Source organism: Streptomyces sp. NBC_01808 (assembly GCF_035917395.1).
In the GTDB taxonomy this organism is placed as follows: Bacteria; Actinomycetota; Actinomycetes; order Streptomycetales; family Streptomycetaceae; genus Streptomyces.
The window spans coordinates 7188913-7207870 of the sequence record NZ_CP109072.1; the positions used below are offsets into that span (position 1 = coordinate 7188913).

At 69.6% G+C, this 18958-nt stretch carries 16 protein-coding genes and 1 pseudogene; 15 read left to right on the forward strand and 2 right to left on the reverse strand.

Annotation, left to right across the window (positions count from 1 at the left end; genetic code table 11):
* Positions 1–21: 21 nt before the first annotated feature.
* Positions 22–1104: an IS630 family transposase gene (locus tag OG946_RS31745; protein ID WP_326799388.1), complete on the forward strand. Its 1083-nt coding sequence runs from the start codon at positions 22–24 to the stop codon at positions 1102–1104.
* A gap of 7 nt (positions 1105–1111) precedes the next feature.
* Here the strand turns inward: OG946_RS31745 and OG946_RS31750 are convergent, their stop codons facing one another.
* Positions 1112–1678, reverse strand: coding sequence for an NADPH-dependent FMN reductase (locus OG946_RS31750; protein WP_326799389.1), 567 nt, complete (start codon positions 1676–1678; stop codon positions 1112–1114).
* Positions 1679–2282: 604 nt separating this feature from the next.
* A complete protein-coding gene (locus tag OG946_RS31760) occupies positions 2283–2972 on the reverse strand; it encodes an IS630 family transposase (protein WP_442814540.1) in 690 nt (229 codons plus the stop codon).
* 963 nt (positions 2973–3935) lie between these two features.
* Here OG946_RS31760 and OG946_RS31765 point away from each other — a divergent pair.
* The 14 genes and pseudogenes from OG946_RS31765 to OG946_RS31835 all read left to right on the forward strand — a co-directional run bounded on the left by OG946_RS31765 (position 3936) and on the right by OG946_RS31835 (position 18944).
* A complete protein-coding gene (locus OG946_RS31765; RefSeq protein WP_326799390.1) occupies positions 3936–4790 on the forward strand; it encodes an FG-GAP repeat domain-containing protein in 855 nt (284 codons plus the stop codon).
* A gap of 51 nt (positions 4791–4841) precedes the next feature.
* Positions 4842–5402 carry an FG-GAP repeat protein gene (locus OG946_RS31770; RefSeq protein ID WP_326799391.1) on the forward strand — a complete coding sequence of 187 codons (561 nt, stop codon included), beginning with the start codon at positions 4842–4844 and terminating at the stop codon, positions 5400–5402.
* Between the two features lie 426 nt (positions 5403–5828).
* The gene (locus OG946_RS31780; protein WP_326799392.1) at positions 5829–6023 is read left to right on the forward strand and encodes a hypothetical protein; all 195 of its coding nucleotides are present in this window, start codon (positions 5829–5831) and stop codon (positions 6021–6023) included.
* Between the two features lie 155 nt (positions 6024–6178).
* On the forward strand, positions 6179–6547 hold the full coding sequence (locus tag OG946_RS31785; protein WP_326799393.1) for a hypothetical protein: 369 nt from the start codon (positions 6179–6181) through the stop codon (positions 6545–6547).
* Positions 6544–7005, forward strand: a complete 462-nt coding sequence (locus tag OG946_RS31790; RefSeq protein ID WP_326799394.1) for a MarR family winged helix-turn-helix transcriptional regulator — start codon at positions 6544–6546, stop codon at positions 7003–7005. Before OG946_RS31785 ends, OG946_RS31790 begins: the two co-directional genes overlap by 4 nt.
* 356 nt (positions 7006–7361) lie before the next feature.
* Positions 7362–7676, forward strand: a pseudogene (locus tag OG946_RS31795) (endo-1,4-beta-xylanase); the annotation flags it as partial.
* 57 nt (positions 7677–7733) lie between these two features.
* Positions 7734–8108: an RICIN domain-containing protein gene (locus OG946_RS31800; RefSeq protein WP_326800426.1), complete on the forward strand. Its 375-nt coding sequence runs from the start codon at positions 7734–7736 to the stop codon at positions 8106–8108.
* Between the two features lie 501 nt (positions 8109–8609).
* On the forward strand, positions 8610–9950 hold the full coding sequence (locus OG946_RS31805) for an extracellular solute-binding protein (protein ID WP_326800427.1): 1341 nt from the start codon (positions 8610–8612) through the stop codon (positions 9948–9950).
* Complete coding sequence (locus OG946_RS31810; protein ID WP_326799395.1) at positions 9947–10924, forward strand: carbohydrate ABC transporter permease; 978 nt, start codon at positions 9947–9949, stop codon at positions 10922–10924. Before OG946_RS31805 ends, OG946_RS31810 begins: the two co-directional genes overlap by 4 nt.
* Complete coding sequence (locus OG946_RS31815) at positions 10921–11832, forward strand: carbohydrate ABC transporter permease (RefSeq protein WP_326799396.1); 912 nt, start codon at positions 10921–10923, stop codon at positions 11830–11832. The genes OG946_RS31810 and OG946_RS31815 overlap by 4 nt, the downstream gene beginning before the upstream one ends.
* Before the next feature lie 47 nt (positions 11833–11879).
* A complete protein-coding gene (gene arfA, locus OG946_RS31820) occupies positions 11880–13391 on the forward strand; it encodes an arabinosylfuranosidase ArfA (RefSeq protein WP_326799397.1) in 1512 nt (503 codons plus the stop codon).
* Between the two features lie 461 nt (positions 13392–13852).
* The gene (locus tag OG946_RS31825; protein WP_326799398.1) at positions 13853–16600 is read left to right on the forward strand and encodes a cellulosome protein; all 2748 of its coding nucleotides are present in this window, start codon (positions 13853–13855) and stop codon (positions 16598–16600) included.
* A gap of 32 nt (positions 16601–16632) precedes the next feature.
* Entirely contained in the window at positions 16633–17685 is a 1053-nt protein-coding gene (locus OG946_RS31830; RefSeq protein ID WP_326799399.1) for a LacI family DNA-binding transcriptional regulator, read from the forward strand.
* Positions 17682–18944, forward strand: coding sequence for a sugar ABC transporter substrate-binding protein (locus tag OG946_RS31835; protein ID WP_442814541.1), 1263 nt, complete (start codon positions 17682–17684; stop codon positions 18942–18944). The genes OG946_RS31830 and OG946_RS31835 overlap by 4 nt, the downstream gene beginning before the upstream one ends.
* The last annotated feature ends 14 nt before the right edge of the window (positions 18945–18958 follow it).

The window sequence follows — 18958 nt, forward strand, 5'->3', positions numbered from 1 at the left end:
TGGCGGTTGTAGGGTGGGGTGATGCCTGGTCCGAAGCCGTTGCCGGTGGTGCTGTCCGATGATGAACTCCGGGTGTTGAAGGGCTGGGTGAGGAAGCGGACCGCTGCTGCGTCGCTGGTGCTCCGGTCTCGGATCGTGCTTGCCTGCGCGGAGGGTCTGTCGAATGCGCAGGTTGCGGATGGCCTGGGCATTTCGCGGGAGACGGTACGCAAGTGGCGGGCCCGTTTCGTCGCTGACCGGCTGGAGGGTCTGACGGACAGGCCGCGTCCGGGGCCGCCGCGGAAGGTCACGGACGAGCAGATCGAGGCCCTGGTGGCCAAGACCCTCGACGAGAAGCCGTCGTCGGGGGATTCGCACTGGTCGACGCGGTCGATGGCGCAGGCGACCGGCATGTCGCAGTCGGCGGTCTCCCGGATCTGGCGGGCCTTCGGTCTCAGGCCCCACGCCGTCGAGACCTGGAAGTTGTCGACGGATCCGGAGTTCGTGACCAAGGTCCGCGACGTCGTGGGGATCTACCTGGCTCCGCCCAAGAACGCCCTGGTCCTCGCGGTGGACGAGAAGTCGCAGATCCAGGCGCTGGACCGCACCCAGCCGATGCTGCCCATGGCGCCGGCGACGCCGGCGAGGATGACGCACGATTACGTACGCCACGGCACGACCAGTCTGTTCGCGGCCCTGGACATCGCCTCCGGGTCGGTCATAGCGCAGTACTACCGCCGCCACCGCCACCAGGAGTTCCTCCGCTTCCTGAAAACCATCGACGCCGCGGTCCCCAAGGACCTCGACCTGCACCTGGTGCTCGACAACTACGCCACGCACAAGACAGAGGCAGTGAAGAAGTGGCTGATCCGCCACCCACGCTTCCACCTGCACTTCACCCCGACCTCCGCGTCCTGGCTGAACCTCGTCGAGCGCTGGTTCGCCGAACTGACCACCCGCAAACTCCGCAGGTCCGCGCATCGGAGTGTCACCGAACTTGAGCGCGACATCCGGCAATGGATCAACGAGTGGAACAAAGACCCCAAGCCGTTCGTCTGGACCAAGACCGCCGACCAGATCCTCGACACCCTCACCGCATACTGCCAGCGAATTAACGACTCATGACACTAGGTCAGGCTTCGGTGCGGACCGTCCGCAGGGCCTTCGTCCAGCTCACGAGCTGGTCGAGTGTGGTGTCCAGGGCCGTCATCTGGTGGTCACCGGGCGTGAACACCGAATGATTCTCGAAGTCCGTGGCGAGGGAGAGCGTGACCTGAGCTCGTACGGTCGCCACCTGCAGCTCGGCCATGATCAGACGCAGGTGCTCGACAGCACGGGCGCCGCCGACGCTGCCGTAGCTGACGAAGCCGGCGGCCTTGTTGTTCCACTCGCCGTACACGAAGTCGATGGCGTTCTTCAGCGCGCCGGAGGTCGAGTGGTTGTACTCGGGGGTGACGAAAAGGTAGCCGTCGAAGGAGGCGACTTTCTCCGCCCACTCCTGGGTGTGGGCGTTCGCGTACTGGCCCAGGGACGCGGGGACGGCCTCATCCAGTTGCGGCAGCTTGAAATCGGCGATGTCGACGAGTTCGAACTCCGCATCGTCGCGCTGAGACGCGATCTCCTGGGCCCACTTGGCGACGGCCTCGCCGTTACGGCCCGGACGGGTGCTACCCAGGATGATCGCGATCTTCACACTCATGACCTGCTCCGTAGTTGAGATGTCAACTGTCTCGGCCCATCTTGCTCATGCTTGAAGTCTCAAGTCAACCGGCTACGGTGTCGGCCAGGACGGACGAGACATCCCCGGACGGCGACACGTCCTGGCTCGCCCCGACCGAGCTGGAGCCCTGGGTCCCGTTCGGCGGGATGCTCCTCGGTCTCGTCTAGAGGCCGTCCGCCGGCTCGTACTTGACCCGATCGGCGCGGACCATCTGCGCGCACTCGGCGAGATCTCGACGGTGCTCTGCGACTCCCTGGGCTCCCCCTGTGCATGGCCGCCGCGGCCCGGCGTGGCCAGGTGATCATAAGCTTGACCGTCCACCGCTTGGTGGCCGGGGCGAACCCTCTGATCCCGGGCCTGCGTTGAGTGATTTCCGTGTCGATGCCGAGGGCGGCGGCGTACTCGACGAGGTGCTGGCGGTAGCCGATGTCGACCCGCACCTGGCTTTCACGCTCTGCGCGTCGATCAGGCAGGCTGATAGTTCGGCCTACCGTCCTTCCATCTGTCGTAAGAGTGCCTGAACAGGCCCTTGAGCTGGAAGAACACACATTCCTGCTGCTATTGATCCGAAACTCAAAGGGTTCTATTCAAGGATGTAGCGAACATGCGGGCCGCCGAAGTAGCCGCGGATGATGTGCGGCTGGCGTTGGCGGCGGTGGAAGAACCGGCGGGTTTCGGCGGCGAGCTGGGCCTGGTCACGCGCGCGGCTGTACATGGGCAGACTCCGCTTGAGGTCGGCGTTGACCAGCTCGTCGGGATTCAGCTCGGGCGAGTAGGACGGCAGGAAGTGCAGCTCGATCCGGTCAGGATGGTCGTCGAACCAGTCGCGGACCTTGCGGGAGCGGTGAGCGGAGTGTCCGTCCAGGACGAGGTGGACCTTGTGGTCGAAGTGGCCCGCGAGGCGGTCCAGGACGCGGCACATGACGTCGGCGTCGAAGGTCTCGGTGAAGACCATGAAGTGCATGCGGCCCTTCGTGCTGATCGCGGACATCGCGTTCACGGAGAAGGGGTTGCCTGTGCGGCGCACGACGGGGGTGCACCCCTTGGCGCCCCAGGTGCGGCCGGTGACCTGGTCGGAGCGGATGCCGACCTGGTCGGCGAAGAGCACCTCGCCGCCCTCGGCCTTCGCCTTCGCACGGATCGCCGGCCAGTTCTCCTCATGCCAGACGCGCACCGCTTCCGCGTCCTGCTCCACGGCCCGCTTGTCCGGCCGCTGGAACGACAGACCCCAGCGGCGCAGGTACTTGCCCACGCCCTGCCTGAGCCCCAGCAACTTTCTCTGCGGCTTGCTCGGGAGTGAGCCTAGAATCGCCAGAAAAATCCGGGAGACCTTCAGGGCAGGTGGTGTTGTGAACGAGAAATGGTGCCCGCTCCGCCAGCACGTCGTACGTGTGGACGGTACGTCCAGCAGTGGTTCGGATGGTCAGGCCAGGTCATTGTGTGAGCCGTTGTAAACGCCAGTCGGCGCATGCGGTGTGTTGTCTGGGCTGCTTTCTTACTGGGGATTGCGGTGTCACTGGCCGCCAACATCTCCGCCGCCCCGACTCTCGGCTGGCTGGAGATCCTGATTGCCGGGTGGCCCCGCGGTCGCCCTGCTGCTCTCGGTGGAGCTTCTCGCTCACCGCACCCGCCCCCGAGAGCCGACCGGGACCCAGCCGGTCCCGGAGAGCAGAGGACTCGGCAACGGTCACAGCGACCGGGGTGAGGCGGCGGCTACTCACGCCGCCCGTCCGAAGGAGCCTCGGCCCACTGCTGAGCAGATCATGTGGTCCACAACGCGAGCGAGCACGGGGCCGCAGGCCGACGGGGGCCGAGCTGGACCGCGTGGCAGGCACCAACATCTACGGACGAGCCGTACGGGCCCGGTGGCGGAAGAACGGTCAGTTGAGACCGGTTGAGGGTTCCGGCAGATCGAACTGATGCGTGCCGCTCTCTGACATGCCGCTCCCACCACGACGCGTGGCGGGCTTGCGAGGTGCGGGCTCAACTCGCAGGAACTGCATGGCAGTTCGGCTCGTTCACTCCTGCGTCCCCCGCAGTTGAACCGGCATTAGGAGGAGTGCTCGTGCCCCCGCCCGGCGACGTAGCCGACCCCGAACCCCACGGTGGCCGAACGGAAGCGGCAGCACCGGACGGCCCGGAGAGCCCCGGAAGACCGGAGAGCCCGGAAGGCAGAGCGGGGGCGCGGCGTTGGCGCCGCCGCCTCGGCTTCGCGGCCGTGGCCGTGGCTGTTGCCGTGACCGGGGCCGTTCCCGTCGCGTGGGGAGTGCTCGGCGGATCTGAAGAGAAGCCGAAGCCGCACCGCGAAGCTCTCCGCGGCCCGGCGAAGACCGCGCCCGTCGCGGACTTCGACGACGACGGCGTGCAGGATGTGCACGCCACGGGCGAGTTCGGTGGCGCGGTGTCCGTGGCCTACGGCTCCGGCAAGGGCGGCTCGGGCGGCGACGACGAGGAGAAGGTGCGCCGCCAGCGTCTGGACCTCGACAGCCCCGGCGTCCCGGGGCGGGAAGGCAAGGGCGTGTCGTTCGCCGACGTCACCGTGCCCCGTGACGTCGATGCGGACGGCTATACGGACCTGGTGGCCTCGGTGAGTGTGCAGGGCAAGGGCACCGAGGGCACGCACGCGGGTCTGGTCGTCCTCTGGGGTTCGTCGAAGGGGCTCTCGGACGGTACGTACCTCAAGGGCACCCCGAAGGACTACCAGAGCACCAACGGCGACGATCCTCTCGTCGCCGGCGACTTCACCGGCGACGGGCACACCGACCTGGTCGTACGGATCGGCAGCGAACGCGGCCTGCTCAAGGGGCCGTTCAGCCGCGACGGGGCCTCCTCGGGCTCGGCCGCCGTCCCGGCCGCCTTCTCCGATCCCGGCAACACCGACCAGCTCGTCGGCGCCTTCGCCGCGGACCTCAACGGGGACCGTACCGACGACCTGGTCAGCTCCCACGCCACCGAGGACGACGGGATGGGCGGCGGCGAGGTCGAGACCAGCTATGCGGCGGGCGGCCCCGAGGGATTCCGCGAGCCCGACACCGAGCGTCTGCCCGGCATCGATACCGCGACCGTCGGGGACGTCGATGCGGACGGCTAGGCGGACCTCGTCCTGCGCCGCTTCCCGAAGGGCTCCGCACCCGACTCCGCGGTGTCCGGGCCCGTCGAGGTCTTCCACGGCTCCCAGCACGGGCCCGACCCCGGCCGGCACAGTGAACTCGACCAGGATTCACCTGGCGTACCGGGCGAGAAGGAGGAGCACAGCCAGTTCGGTACAGCCCTGGACGCGGGCGATGCGAACGGTGACGGCTATGCCGACGTGGCGGTGGGCACGCCCGTCGAGGCGGACGACGGGGGAGGGGAGAAGGGGAAGAGCACCGTCACGGTGCTGCACGGCGGCTCCAAGGGGCTCACCGGCCGCGGCGCCCGCGTTGCCGAGGAGCCGTCCTCGTCCGCGGAGGCGCCGCGCGACAGCGGCGAGACGATAGGCAACCGCTTCGGCGACGCCGTACGGATGGGCGACACCAACGGCGACGGGAAGGCGGACCTGGCTATCGGCGCCCCGCGTACGGAAGGCTTCGCCGGTGCTCTCTGGATCTATCCGGCGCAGCAGGAAGGGTGGCCGGCAGGCGCGGCACGCTCGTACGGGCCCCGCGACTTCGGGGACCCGAAAGCCCCGGACGACGAGGAGATCGGCGCGAGCGTGCGTTAGAACTCTTATCGCAATGACTTCAGGCGTCGCCAGCAGATGAGTGCGCATCCGAGGGTGAGGAATGCTTCGTGGATGTCGTCGCGTATCTCCCCGTGGATCCGCAGGCGGCCTCGCCCCCGGCCGATGACCAGAGTCCGGTCCTCGCCGACAAGCGCGGTGCCTGAAACCGATGCCCACTGCGTTGTACGCCTCCGGCCACGGCCCTGCGCCGCCGGCCGCCGCCTTCCAACAGACTTGGAACGCGGCACTCGTCGGCCATACAGCGCAGCACCGGTCGCGAGGACACCTTCCGACGGGTCCCGGCACGACACAAATCCACAGCGGACACTCTCGCTTCGGCGACCCGCGCGACTTCGATACGCCACCAGGGTGCGCGGGCGGTGGGTGCCCTGGGCGGCGAAAAGACGACTTAGGGGTGATGAGGGCGTGGCGATCTCACTGTCCGTGGTACTGATGATGGGGATCATCCTGATCGTGTTGATACGCAGCGGCTCGGTCAAGGCGGGGCCTGCGATCACCGCAGTGCTCTCCGGCTTCCTGCCGGCGTCGACGGGCTCGGGACCGGAATTACAGGACTTCCTCGACGAGATGGCCGAGAGCATCAGCGCGCCCGGCACCTGACGGCCGACGGGGCAGACCGGCCGCACGGCGATGGCCGGAGCCCTGTCCGTTTCCCTGAGCGTGACGGGAATCGTCCTGTCATGACTGCGCCCTGACCGGGCAGGGGTCGCGGCACATGTATGCGATTCGCATACACTTGGGTGGTGGAATCAATAGTGGAGCAGGCCGTCAACGAGTGGCATGCAGGCGTGAACGCTGGTGATCTGCGTCGCTCGGCGGCGTCCGTCGGCGACCCGGTCGTCGTTCTCGGGCCGAAGGGGGCAGGGCCGATCTCGCCGGACCAGTTCGCTGATTGGGTGAAGCGGTCCGGCATCCGGCTGGTGCCGCGCTCGTGGCACCCGGTCAGCGAGCGGTTGATGGTGGTCGAGGAAGATGCGACGTGGCCGGAGAACCAGTCCCCGACCCGGGTGGCGACGGTGTTCCGCGTTGCGGACGGCAAGGTCACGGCCGCGCTGCGGCTGCCGGACTTGAGGTCGGCGCTGGACCTGGCGTACCTCTGTCGTGAGATGGCCGCCACCGAATGAGTGCGCCAGGGCCGGGGCAACTCCTGTTCGCCTTCGTGCGGCACTGGTCGCGTCGTTCAACCGCTGGCGACGCTTCTGTCGCCGACCTGGGGCGGCTCGTCTTGGTGACGGAGGCCGTCGCGGCACTGGTGGGCCGTGACGAGCCTGCGACGGTGAACGCGGTCGCGGATGAGATCGGTATCGATCAGAGTGGCGCGTCGCGTCTGATCAAGAGCGCCGTTGGTGCCGGCTACGTGACGATGACCACGGCACCATCGGACGGCCGCAGACGTGAGGCCGCTGTCACTTCCATCGGGCACACCGCCTTGCGGGAGGCCCACGCATGGCAGGAGCGGATCTTCGACGAGCTGACCGCCGGATGGAGCCCGCAACGACGCGACGATTTCCAGAGCGCGATGGCCGATCTCATCGCACGGTCTTCGGTCGTGACCGCAGTGTCAGGGGAGCTGGAGTCGTAGGCCGGCGGGGGTGACCATGGCCCGGAACAGCGCCCTGCCGAGGTCGCGGATCAGGCGTGTCGGACTCATGTGGTGACCTCGCGATCGAGGAGCGGGAGAGCTATACATCTGATGTCTTGCTCGTCGAGGCTGGGGGCGGAGATTGATCTCTGCCCGCAAGATCCTCTATGGCGGCAGTTCAAATACGTTATAACTCCTTATTTGCTTGTTTGAACTCATCGCCTACGACGCCATGTTTCGGCAATTCTTCCCTGCCTGGTGAAAGTAAGCTTGCGCCCTTCCCGCCAGACATTTAATGTCTCCGAGCGCGGGCCCGGGCTGCGCCGGAGGCGGCCGCCCCGGCCACCGCCGACTTCCTCAACCGCGGCGTGCCGATCGACTGCGTGGGCTTCCAGAGCCACCTCGGCTCGAACTCCGACATGAGCAGCTACCGGGCGAACCTGCAGCGCTTCTCCGACCTCGGCGTCGACGTGCAGATCACCGAGCTGGACGTCGGCGGCTCCGGCTCCGCCCAGGCCAACGTGTACCGGCAGGTCACCGAGGCATGCATGGCCGTGGCCCGTTGCACCGGCATCACCACGTGGGGCATCACCGACCGGTACTCCTGGCGCGGCTCCGAGACCCCGCTGCTCTTCGACAACAACTACCAGAAGAAGGAGGCGTACCACGCCGTCCTCGACGCGCTGAACGCCGGCAGCGGTGGTGGCGAAGGCGACGAGCTGCGGGCGGTGGGGGCGAACAAATGCGTCGACGTGCCGGACCAGTCGACCGAACCGGGCACCCGGGTGCAGATCTGGGACTGCTGGGGCGGAGCCAACCAGCAGTGGACCCGCACCTCGGCCGGCGAACTGGCAGTCTACGCCGGTGCGTCACGCCGGTGTCTGGACGCCGAGGGCGCCGGGACCGGTGCGGGCACGGCGGTGATCATCTGGACCTGCCACGGAGGAGGCAACCAGAAGTGGAACGTCAATGCCGACGGCACGGTCACCGGGGCGCAGTCGGGGCTGTGCCTGGGCGTCGCCGGCTCCTCGACGGCCAACGGGGCGCTGCTGCAGTTGGAGACCTGCTCCGGCGGGGCCAACCAGCGATGGGCCCACGGGTAAGGCCGGGCGCCGGGTTCGGCGGGCCGGTCGGCCACGGGGGGCGGCAACGCGCACGAGGTGCCTCGGCAACTCTCCGGGACATCGAGCCGGCACCGCGGCCGTACTGCCGCTGACTCCCACCCTGTGTGAAGTTGTGACAGGCGGTGGCAAGTCCCCAATCGGGAGCGCTCCCAGATTTTGATGGCCTGTGCGCGCGAGTCGGCCGTCGGCACAGCTTCAGTTGAGCCTCCTCCGCCCCGCAAGCCCGGGGCGGGGGAGGCGGGTGGCGCCGGGGGTCTGCCGCTCGGGTGCGGCGCGGAAGCGTGGCGGGCGCAGAGCGGGCCGAGAGGGATTGGCTGTGCTCCGGCATTGACGTGGACACGCTTCGAGCCTACGTTCCGTCCGGAAAGCCGGTCGTTGTTCGAGATTACGAACCAACCCGCCTCCGGCAAGGAGCCGTTCATGCCCCCACCGCCTCCTGTTCCGCCCGTTCCCTCCGTTCCACCACCGAGCCGTCGGCGTCTGCTCGGCTCGGCCGCGGGGCTCGCCGGGCTCGTCGCGCTCGCCGGTGCGGGCGCGGTCGGCGCGGCGAGCTGTGCCGCGCCCTCCTCCGTGGCGTCCGGCAAGACGCCGCTGCGCTACTGGCACCTGTTCGGCGGCGGTGACGGCGTCACCATGCAGGCGATGCTCGACGCGTTCGAAGCCGAGCACTCCGGCATCGCACTGGACGCGGCCCAACTGGAGTGGGGGGCGCCGTACTACACCAAGCTCGGCATGGCCGGCGCCGGGGGACGGGCACCCGAAGTAGCGGTGCTGCACCTGGCGCGGCTGCCGGGCTTCGGTCCCGGAAAGCTGCTGGACGCGTTCGACCTCGACCTGCTCGCCGAGTACGGAGTACGCCCCGGGGACTTCCCGGCGGAGATCTGGGACCGCGGCACGATCGGCGGCAAGCAGTACGCCGTACCGCTCGACACCCACCCCCTCGTGCTCTACTACCAGACCGAGATCTGCGAACAGGCGGGGCTGCTGCGGGCGGACGGGCGGATCAAGACCCTGGAAGGCGCCGGCGAGTTCGTCGACGCGCTGCGCGCGATCCGCCGGGTGACCGGCCGGCCGCCGCTGGTCATGGAGACCACCGGCGCCGACGCGGCAGGCCCGGCCCGGGTCTTCGCCACCTTCTACGCGCAGACCGGCGGCACCCTGCTGGACGGCACCGGCACCCGCCTCACCCTCGACGAGGACAAGGCCCTGCGCGTGCTGGAGTTCATGCGCATGCTCACCCACGAAGGACTCGCCGTCCGCATCGCCGACTACCAGGGCAGCGTCGGGATCTTCAACGCGGGCGAGACGGGCCTGGCCCTCAACGGCGACTGGGAGGTCAGCACGTATCTGGAGACCGAGCTGCCGTTCTCCATGGCCCCGGTGCCGAACCTCTTCGGCCGCCCGGCCGCCCAGGCCGACTCCCACTCCTTCGTCCTGCCGCACCAGGAGGACCGCGGCGGGGAGCGCAACCGCGCGGCCCACCGGTTCGTCGCCTGGATGCTCACGCACTCGGCCGACTGGGCCCGCGGCGGGCACATACCCGCGTACACCCCCACGCTCAGCAAGCCCGCCTACCTGAAGCTGGAGCCGCAGTCCGAGTACCGCCACGTGATCGATTACGTCGCACTCGACCCGCCCGCCTGGTTCGCCGGGTCCGCCTCCCTCATGTGGCTGGAGCTGGGACACATCTTCTCCGGGGTCTTCACGGGGTCCCGTACGCCAGAAAGCGCCCTGGCCGAGGCGACGGCGGGCCTGAAGAAGCTGCTGGACACGCCCAGTCCGCTCGGCGACGTCCCGGCCCCGGGAGGTGATCAGGCATGACCGCTCCCACGCGGACCGAGCGGGACACCACCGCCGCGTACGACGCACCCGGCGCCCCCGCGCCCGTACCCGTACCCGGCGGCACCGCCATCCGGCACAGCCGCTTCGAGCACGGGCTGATGTTCGTCGCGCCCTTCCTCGCCCTCTACGCCCTCTTCCTGGTCTGGCCCGTGGTGCTCGGCATCAAGATGAGCCTGACCAGCGACAACATCACCGGCAGCGGCGGCGAGTACGTCGGGTTCGACAACTACACCGAGGCGCTCTCCGACCCCGACATGTGGGAGGCGCTGTGGCAGACCGTCTGGTTCACCCTCCTGTCCACGGTGCCGCTGGTGCTGCTCGGCCTGGTGATGGCCCTGCTCGCGCACGGCCTGCGGTTCGTGGACTGGCTGTGGCGGCTGAGCTGGTTCGCGCCCTATCTGCTGCCTTCCGGCGTCGTCGGGCTTCTGTGGCTGTGGATCATCTATCCCGCCGACTTCGGCCTCGCCGACCAGGTGCTCGCCGAGTTCGGCCTGCACCCGGGCATCGGCTGGCTCACCGACCCGCAGTACGCGATGCTCTCCATCGTCATCACCACGATCTGGTGGACCGTGGGCTTCAACTTCCTGCTCTACCTCGCGGCGCTGCAGTCCATCCCGCAGCACCTCTACGAGGCGGCCGAGCTGGACGGTGCGAGCGCCTGGCAGCGCCTGTGGTACATCACCCTGCCGATGCTGCGGCGCACCACGGGAGTGGTGGTGATCCTCCAGTTGCTGGCCTCGCTCAAGATCTTCGACCAGGTCTACATCATGACCCAGGGCGGGCCGGACGGCGCCACGAGGACCACCCTGCTGTACGTCTTCGAGGAGGGCTTCACCGGCTACCGGATCGGCTACGCCTCCGCCGCCTCGTACATCTTCTTCGCCCTGATCGTCATCGTCTCCCTCATCCACCTGCACCTCGCCCGCAGGACACGGCAGGAGAGCACCTCATGAGCGCAGCGGCCGACACCTCCCGCCCGGACCCGGTCTCCTCCGCCGCGCCCGCCTCGGCCGGCGCCAGGGGCGGCGGCCGGCGGCCGCGCTGGACCCGGGGCCGCGTCGCCATGCTGCTGGCCGCACTCGTCCTCGCCGCGGCCTGGGTGCTGCCGCTCGCCTACGCCCTGGCAACCTCGCTCAAGCCCATGGGCGAAGAGGTCGAGACCCCGCTCACCTGGATCGGCTCCAGCGTCACCTTCGACGCGTACGACAAGGTGTGGGCGGCCGGCGACATCCCCCGCTGGATGCTCAACACCCTCTACATCTCGGTGATGACCACCCTGCTGACCGTGCTGCTGTGCGCCATGGCGGCGTACGGGTTCGCGCGCACCGAATTCCGCGGCCGGAAGGTGCTCTACGCGGTCGTACTCGCCGGCATCATGGTGCCGCCGCAGGTGCTGATGGCGCCGCTCTTCGCGGAGATGGCGGCGCTCGGCCTGGTGGACACCTACTGGGGCGTGATCCTGCCGCAGGTGGCCGTGCCCGCGATGGTGTTCATCCTGGTGAAGTTCTTCGAAGGGGTGCCGCGCGAGCTGGAGGAGGCGGCCTTCTGCGACGGCGCCGGGCGCTGGCGCGTGTTCTTCACGATCGTGCTGCCGCTGTCCCGGCCCGTCCTCGCCGCGGTCTCGATCTTCGTCTTCATCCACACGTGGAACAACTTCCTCTGGCCCTTCCTGGTCACCACCGACCCGAACGGCATGACGCTGCCGGTGGGCCTCGTCAACATCCAGTCCAGTTACGGCGTCCGCTACTCCCAGGTGATGGCCTCCCTGGTGATGGCCGGACTGCCGCTGCTGGTGGTCTTCGCCGTCTTCCAGCGCCAGATCGTCCGCGGCGTCGCGCACACCGGCCTCGCGGGGAAGTGACACCAGCCGTGCAGCGAACGGAATCGGGCAGCCACAGAGAGGAACCCATGAGCGCCACCGCATGCTTCACCCTCGACCCCGCCTTCACCGTGGGGGAGGCCGGCCCGCGGCTGTTCGGGTCCTTCGTCGAGCACCTCGGCCGGTGCGTCTACACGGGCCTCTACGAACCCGGCCACCCCGCCGCCGACCCGGCCGGACTGCGCACCGACGTCCTGGACCTCATCCGCGAGCTGGGGGTGACCGCCGTCCGCTACCCAGGCGGCAACTTCGTCTCCGGCTACAAGTGGGAGGACGGCGTCGGCCCCCGGCAGGACCGGCCGCGCCGCCTCGACCCGGCCTGGCGGACCACGGAGAGCAACCAGTTCGGGCTCCGCGAGTACGCCGACTTCCTCCGCAAGACGGGCTGCGAACCGGTGCTGGCACTCAACCTCGGCACCAGGGGCGTCGCCGAGGCCATCGAGCTGCAGGAGTACGCCAACCACCCCGGGGGCACCGCGTTGGCGGACCTCCGTATCGCGCACGGGAGCAAGGAGCCGTACGGCATCCGGCTGTGGTGCCTGGGCAACGAGATGGACGGACCGTGGCAGACGGGCCACAAGACCGCGGGGGAGTACGGGCGGCTGGCCGCCGAGACCGCGCGGGCGATGCGCCAGATCGACCCGGGCCTGGAACTGGTCGCGTGCGGCAGCTCGAACCAGGCGATGCCGACCTTCGCCCAGTGGGAGAGGACGGTCCTCACGGAGTGCTACGACCTGGTCGACTACATCTCCCTGCACGCCTACTACGAGGAAGTGGACGGCGACCGCGACTCCTTCCTGGCCTCGGCCGTGGACATGGAGTCCTTCATCGACAACGTCGTCGCCACCTGCGACCACGTACGGGCCCGGCTGAAGTCGAAGAAGCGGATCAACCTCTCCTTCGACGAGTGGAACGTGTGGTACCAGCGCCGTTTCCACGCCGAGTTCGACCGGAACCCGCCGGAGTGGGCCGAGGCCCCGCGGCTGCTGGAGGACAACTACACCGTCACCGACGCCGTCGTCGTCGGCTCGCTGCTGATCGCGCTGCTGCGGCACGCGGACCGGGTGAAGCTGGCCTGCCTCGCGCAACTCGTCAACGTCATCGCACCGATCATGACGGAGCCGGGCGGCACCGCCTGGCGGCAGACCACGTTCCACCCCTTCGCGCAGGCGGCGCGCCACGGTCGCGGCACAGTCCTTGAGGTGCGTGCCGAGTCGCCGACGTACGACACCGCCCGATACGGCGAGGTCCCGCTGCTGCACGCGACGGCGGTACGGGACGAGGGGAGCGGCGCCGTCACGGTCTTCGCGGTCAACCGGGCGCAGCAGGCCGAACTCCCGGTGGAGATCGCCGTTCACGGGATGGACGTGACCGGCCTCGCCGAGCACAGCGTGCTGTCCGACACCGACCCCGAGGCCCGCAACACCCCGGCCGAACCCGACCGTGTCACCCCGCACGGGGCGGAGGGCACGGCGCTGTCGGACGGGGTCCTGCGGGCCGTGCTGGAGCCCATGTCCTGGAACGTCATCCGCCTGACCTGAATGACCAGTCCCGGTGTCCCGCGATCCGGCCCTTTATCGGCAACGACGCCGGTCGGCCTCGTGCGGCAGCCGGCAACGCGACGGCCGGGCCACGACAGCGACAGGGAGGCCGGCGGCCCGGTAGACCTACGGGCTACCGCCTCCGGCCGCGCGGGAAACGGCCCTGGCCACGACGCGGGTCCCGGCCAGGGCCCGGCCCGGTTGCCCGCGGTGGTGCCGGTCGACGTGCGGCACCACCGGACCCGGTTCAGCCGGTGCGGGCTCGCAGTACCCGCCCCGGCGTCCTGACGGCGGATGTGTGTGAGGCGTATTGACTCGCACCGATGGAGCGAGCATTCTGCCGCACGAGATCCCGAATCACGTCTGAGATGTCGAACAGAACGTTGTCGAACCGGTTCGACGAAGTTCTCGTTGTCGAACCGGTTCGCCCCCCCACCGGGCAACTCACAGGAGCAGTGACGATGGTGCATACGAGAGCGAAACGGCCCCGCCCCGGTCTGCGTCACGCACTGGCCGTCGCCGCGGGCGCCGGGCTGCTGGCCTCGGGCCTCGGGACGCCCGCCGCGACCGCCGGCGAGCAGGAGCTGAGCATCGATCTGGCCGCCGGCACGGGCGCGTTCCACGGTGGCGCCGCCGGCACCCTCTACGGCCTCTACGGCCAGGACGTACCGACGAACAACCTCATCGAGGGCATGGAACTCCGGACCGTCTCGACCAAGGCCCAGGACGGCCCCCAGCACCCCGGCGCCGACGCGCTCGAAGTGGTCAAGCCGCTCGCGGACTCCACCGACGGCGACGTGTACATCTACATGACCGACATCCACCGGGGCTTCCCCTACCAGTGGGAGGGCGACACCCCCGGGGAGAAGGTCTCGATCTACCGCGAGAAGATCGCCAAGCAGGTCGACCAGGTGCTCGAACTGCCCGAGGAGTACCAGGACAACATCGTCTTCGTGCCGTTCAACGAGCCCGAGGGCAACATGTTCGGCACCGGCGAGTGGAGCTACGACCGCATTTCCTGGCTCGACGACCCCACCGCCTACTTCGCCACCTGGGACGACTTCTACCGGCTGATCAAGGGCAGGATGCCCGGCGCCCGTATCGCCGGCCCCAACACCAGCATCCTCTACGACCAGATCAAGGGCTTCCTGGAGCACACCGTCGAGGCCGGCACGGTGCCCGACGTCGTCACCTGGCACGAGTTGAGCCACCCCGAACAGGTGCGCACGAGCGTGGCGAAGTACCGCGAGTGGGAGAAGGACGTCTTCGCGGGGACCGCGTACGAGGAGAAGACGCCGCTGCCCGTGAACGTCAACGAGTACGCGTTCAACTACCACACCTCCGTGCCGGGCCAGATGATCCAGTGGATCTCCGCGATCGAGGAGTCGAAGGTCGACGCCGATATGGCGTACTGGAACATCGACGGCAACATCTCCGACTCCGCCGTGCAGTCCAACCGCGGCAACGGCCAGTGGTGGCTGTTCAACGCCTACGGCGCCATGTCCGGCCACACCGTCGAGGTCACCCCGCCGTCGCCCGGCGAGAACTACACCATGCAGGGCGTCGCCACGCTGGATGAGGAGAAGCGGCAGGCGCGGGCACTGTTCGGGGGCTCGGACGGCCCGGGCCGCGTCCGGTTCGACAACGTGCCCGCCGCCGTCTTCGGCGACACCGTCCACGCCTGGGTCCGCGAGATCCCCTGGACCGGCCAGGTCGGCGACTCCGACCGCCCCGACCCCGTCGCCGAGGGGGACGCCGACGTCCGGGACGGCGCCGTCGAGTTCGACTTCGGCGGCGACCTGCCGGAGCTGAAGGAGTCCTCCGCGTACGAGATCGTCCTGGCACCGGGCGGCAGCGGCGGGGATGCGTCACCGCCGCGCACCGTCTGGCAGGGCAGCTACGAGGCCGAGGACGCCGCGCACACCGGCTCCGGCTACAGCCTGAACGGCCCCGAGGGCTCGCCGCAGGAGGTGTCCAAGTTCTACACCTCCGGTGGTTACAACGTCGGGGGCCTGCGCACCGGCTCCGACGTCCGGCTCGACTTCACCGTCGACGTGCCCGCGGACGGCACGTACGACCTCGGTGTCTTCGCCAACTCCCTGAACAGCTACGACCTCGTCGCGGAGCAGGGTCCGACCAACGTCTTCCTCCGCGTCGACGGCGAGGACGAGCAGGAGCTGCACCTGCCGCTCGGCTACAAGTGGGTGGTCTGGGACCATGCCGACACCACCGTCGAGCTGACCGAGGGCGAGCACACCGTCTCCCTCGCCGCCCGGAGCCTCGACGGCACCGGGGCCACCAAGGGCGACGCGATCATCGACCGCATCACCCTCTCCCGCCCCGCCCCCACGGCCGGCCAGGCGGTCTACGAGGGCGAGTTGGCCGCCTTCGACGGCGGCGGCCCCGTGTACGACCTGCCGCAGGACGGCGGCACCACCGGCTCCGGCGCGGCGCGGCTCGCCGAGGGCGAGAGCGCGACCTTCTGGGTCTACTCGGAGGCCGACGCCGAGGCCCGCCTCGACGTCGCCACGCTCGGCGAGGGGCGGTCCCGGCTCGCCGTCAACGGGCAGGACGTGCAGAACGTGACCCAGGCGTCGGGCGAGGTGGCCGTCTCACTCTCCGGCGGGGTCAACAAGGTCACCGTCACCGGCACCGCCGGCTCCGCGCTCATCGACCACCTCGCCGTCACCCCGGGCAGCGGAGCGCTGGAGCCGCGCGAGTACCAGGCCGAGGCGGCCGAACTCGCCGGCTCCGCCGAGGTCGCGGACTTCTCCCTCGCCGACGGCGGCAAGGCGGTGCAGGGCGTCGGCGGCGAGCCGGGCAACGGCAACACCGCCTCCTTCCGCGTCACCGCCGACACGGCCGGCCTGTACGCCATGCGCGTCCGCTACGCCAACCCCGAGCAGTCCGAGGCCACCCACTACAACCCCGACCCGCTCGTCCGGCACGCCGACGTGTCCGTCAACGGCGGCGAGACCCGGCGCGTCACGTTCCCGCACTCGTTCCACGAGAACAACTTCTGGGAGCTGACCGTGCCGGTGCGGCTGGAGCAGGGTGACAACACCATCGCCTTCCGCGCCGAGGAACTACCGAACTTCGACGGCGAGTCCTACGCCTCCGACACCTGGCCGGGCGTGCTGCTGCGCTCGCAGTACGCGCCCGTCCTCGACAAGATCACGCTCGCGCCGTACGCGGTCGAGCAGCCGTAGCCCGCAGCACATCCAGCAGGGGAGTCCGAGTGGTGACCATCGGCGACATCGCGCACGCGGCCGGCGTATCCCGCAGCACCGCCTCGTACGCGCTGTCCGGCAAGCGGTCCATCTCCGCCGAGGTCCGGCAGCGCGTGGCGGACGCCGCGCGGGAACTGGGCTACACGCCCAACGCCGGCGCCCGGGCCCTGGCCACCGCGGAGACCATGGTCCTCGGGCTGCTCGCCCAGTTCCACGAGGACGAGTTCGCCCCGGCGATGCTCCAGTACATGCTGGGCGTCTCCGACACCGCCCGCGAGCTGGGCTACGACACCCTGCTGGTCACCGAGGCGGACGGGGCCAGGGCACTGCGCCGGATCACCGACTCCCGCATGGTCGACGGCGTCGTCCTGCTCAACGTCGCGCAGGACGACGCCCGGCTGCCGCTGCTGCGCAACGCACCCCAGCCCGGGGCGCTCGTCGGGCTGCCGGGCGACCCCACCGGCGTCGACGTCTTCGACCTCGACTTCGAGGCCGCCGGCCGGGCGATGGTCGACCACATGCACCGGCTGCACCACCGCGAGCTGATCCTCGTATCGCAGCCCGAGCACGTCATCGAGCGGGGCGGCGCGTACGTGTGGCGGCTGCAGGACGCCGTGGTGCAACAGGCGCGGTTCCGCGGCATCCGCCTGCACGCGGCTTTCGGCTTCTCCCGCCAGCCCGACGTCGGCCGGCACCTGAGCGCACTGCTCGACGCGCACCCGGCCGCGACGGGGCTCCTGCTGAACAACGAGGCCGCCGCCGCGGCCCTGCCCTCTGTGCTGCACGCGCGCGGCCTTCAGGTGTCGCGGGACCTGTCGGTCATCGGCCGCTACTCCGACGAGTTCGCCCGCACCTTCTCGCTGCCGTTCTCCTCCATCGATTCCGCCCCCGACCTGCTGGGCGCGCTGGCGGTGCGCCAGCTCGTCAGCCGCCTCGTCTCCCCCGGGGCCCGGGACGAACCGCACGTGCTGCGGCTCGTGCCGCCCGAACTCGTCGACCGCGGGAGCACCGGAGCCCCGCCCGCGGACCCCAGCACCGCACGTGCCCAAGGAGGAACACCGTGATATCCCTGCCCGCCCCCGTCCGCGCCGCCGGCGTCCTGGGCGCCGCGCTCCTCGTCATGACGGCGCCCGCCGCCTGCTCGTCGAACACCGGCGGCACCGGCGGCGATCAGTCCAGCGACACGTACACCTGGTGGGACCCCTATCCGCAGCACGACAAGTCCTCGGACTGGGCGAAGCGCGTGACCGCCTGCGGCGACGAGGCGGGGGTGACCATCAAGCGCACCGCGTACGACACCTCCGCCCTGACGAACCAGGCGCTGCTCGCCGCCCAGGAGGGCACCTCGCCCGACGTCATCCTGCTGGACAACCCGGCCGTCTCCACCCTCGCCGACAGCGGGATGCTCACCACCACGGACGAGTTCGGGCTCGACACGTCCGGCATCGACGAGAACCTGCTCGCGGCCGGGGTCGTGGACGACAAGGCGTACGGCATCCCCATCGGCGCCAACACACTGGCGCTCTACTACAACGAGGACGTCCTCGACGACGCCGGCGTCGATCCCGCCTCGGTCGAGGACTGGGAATCGCTCACCGCCGCACTGGAGAAGGCGACCGACGCCGGGCACAAGGGCATCACCTTCGCCGGCACCAACACCGAGGAGGGCTCCTTCCAGTTCCTGCCCTGGTTCTGGGGCGCGGGCGCGGAACTGCGCGACCTCGACTCGGCGCAGGCCGTCTCGGCCCTGGAGCTGTGGACCGGCTGGCTGGAGGAGGGCTACGCGCCCGACTCGGTGATCAACAACTCCCAGAACACGACCTGGGAGGAGTTCCTCACCGGCGACTTCGCCTTCGCCGTCAACGGCACCTGGCAGGTCAACAGCGCCGCGGAGGCCGGTTTCCCGACCGGTGTGGTGCAGATCCCCGGCAAGGACGGCGGTGCGGCCCCGGCCCCCACGGGCGGCGAGTTCATCACCGCCCCCGTACAGGACGACACCTCCCGCTACGACGTCACCAAGAAGATCGTCGAGTGCATGACCACGCCCGCGGGCATGGTGGAGACCGCGACGACCTTCGCGTACTACATCCCGCCGACGCAGGCCGGCCAGGAGAAACTGCTCGCGAAGAACGCCGGGCTCAAGCCGTGGACCGAGGCCGTGCGCTCCGCCCGGGGCCGGACCAGCGACAACCTCGGCACCGACTACCCGAAGATCTCCGAGCAGCTCTGGACCGCCGTGCAGAAGGCGCTCAGCGGGTCCATGAGCCCCGAGGACGCCCTGCGCGAAGCGCAGTCGGCAGCCGAGGACGAGGTCGGCGGCTGACGCCGCGCCGGGAG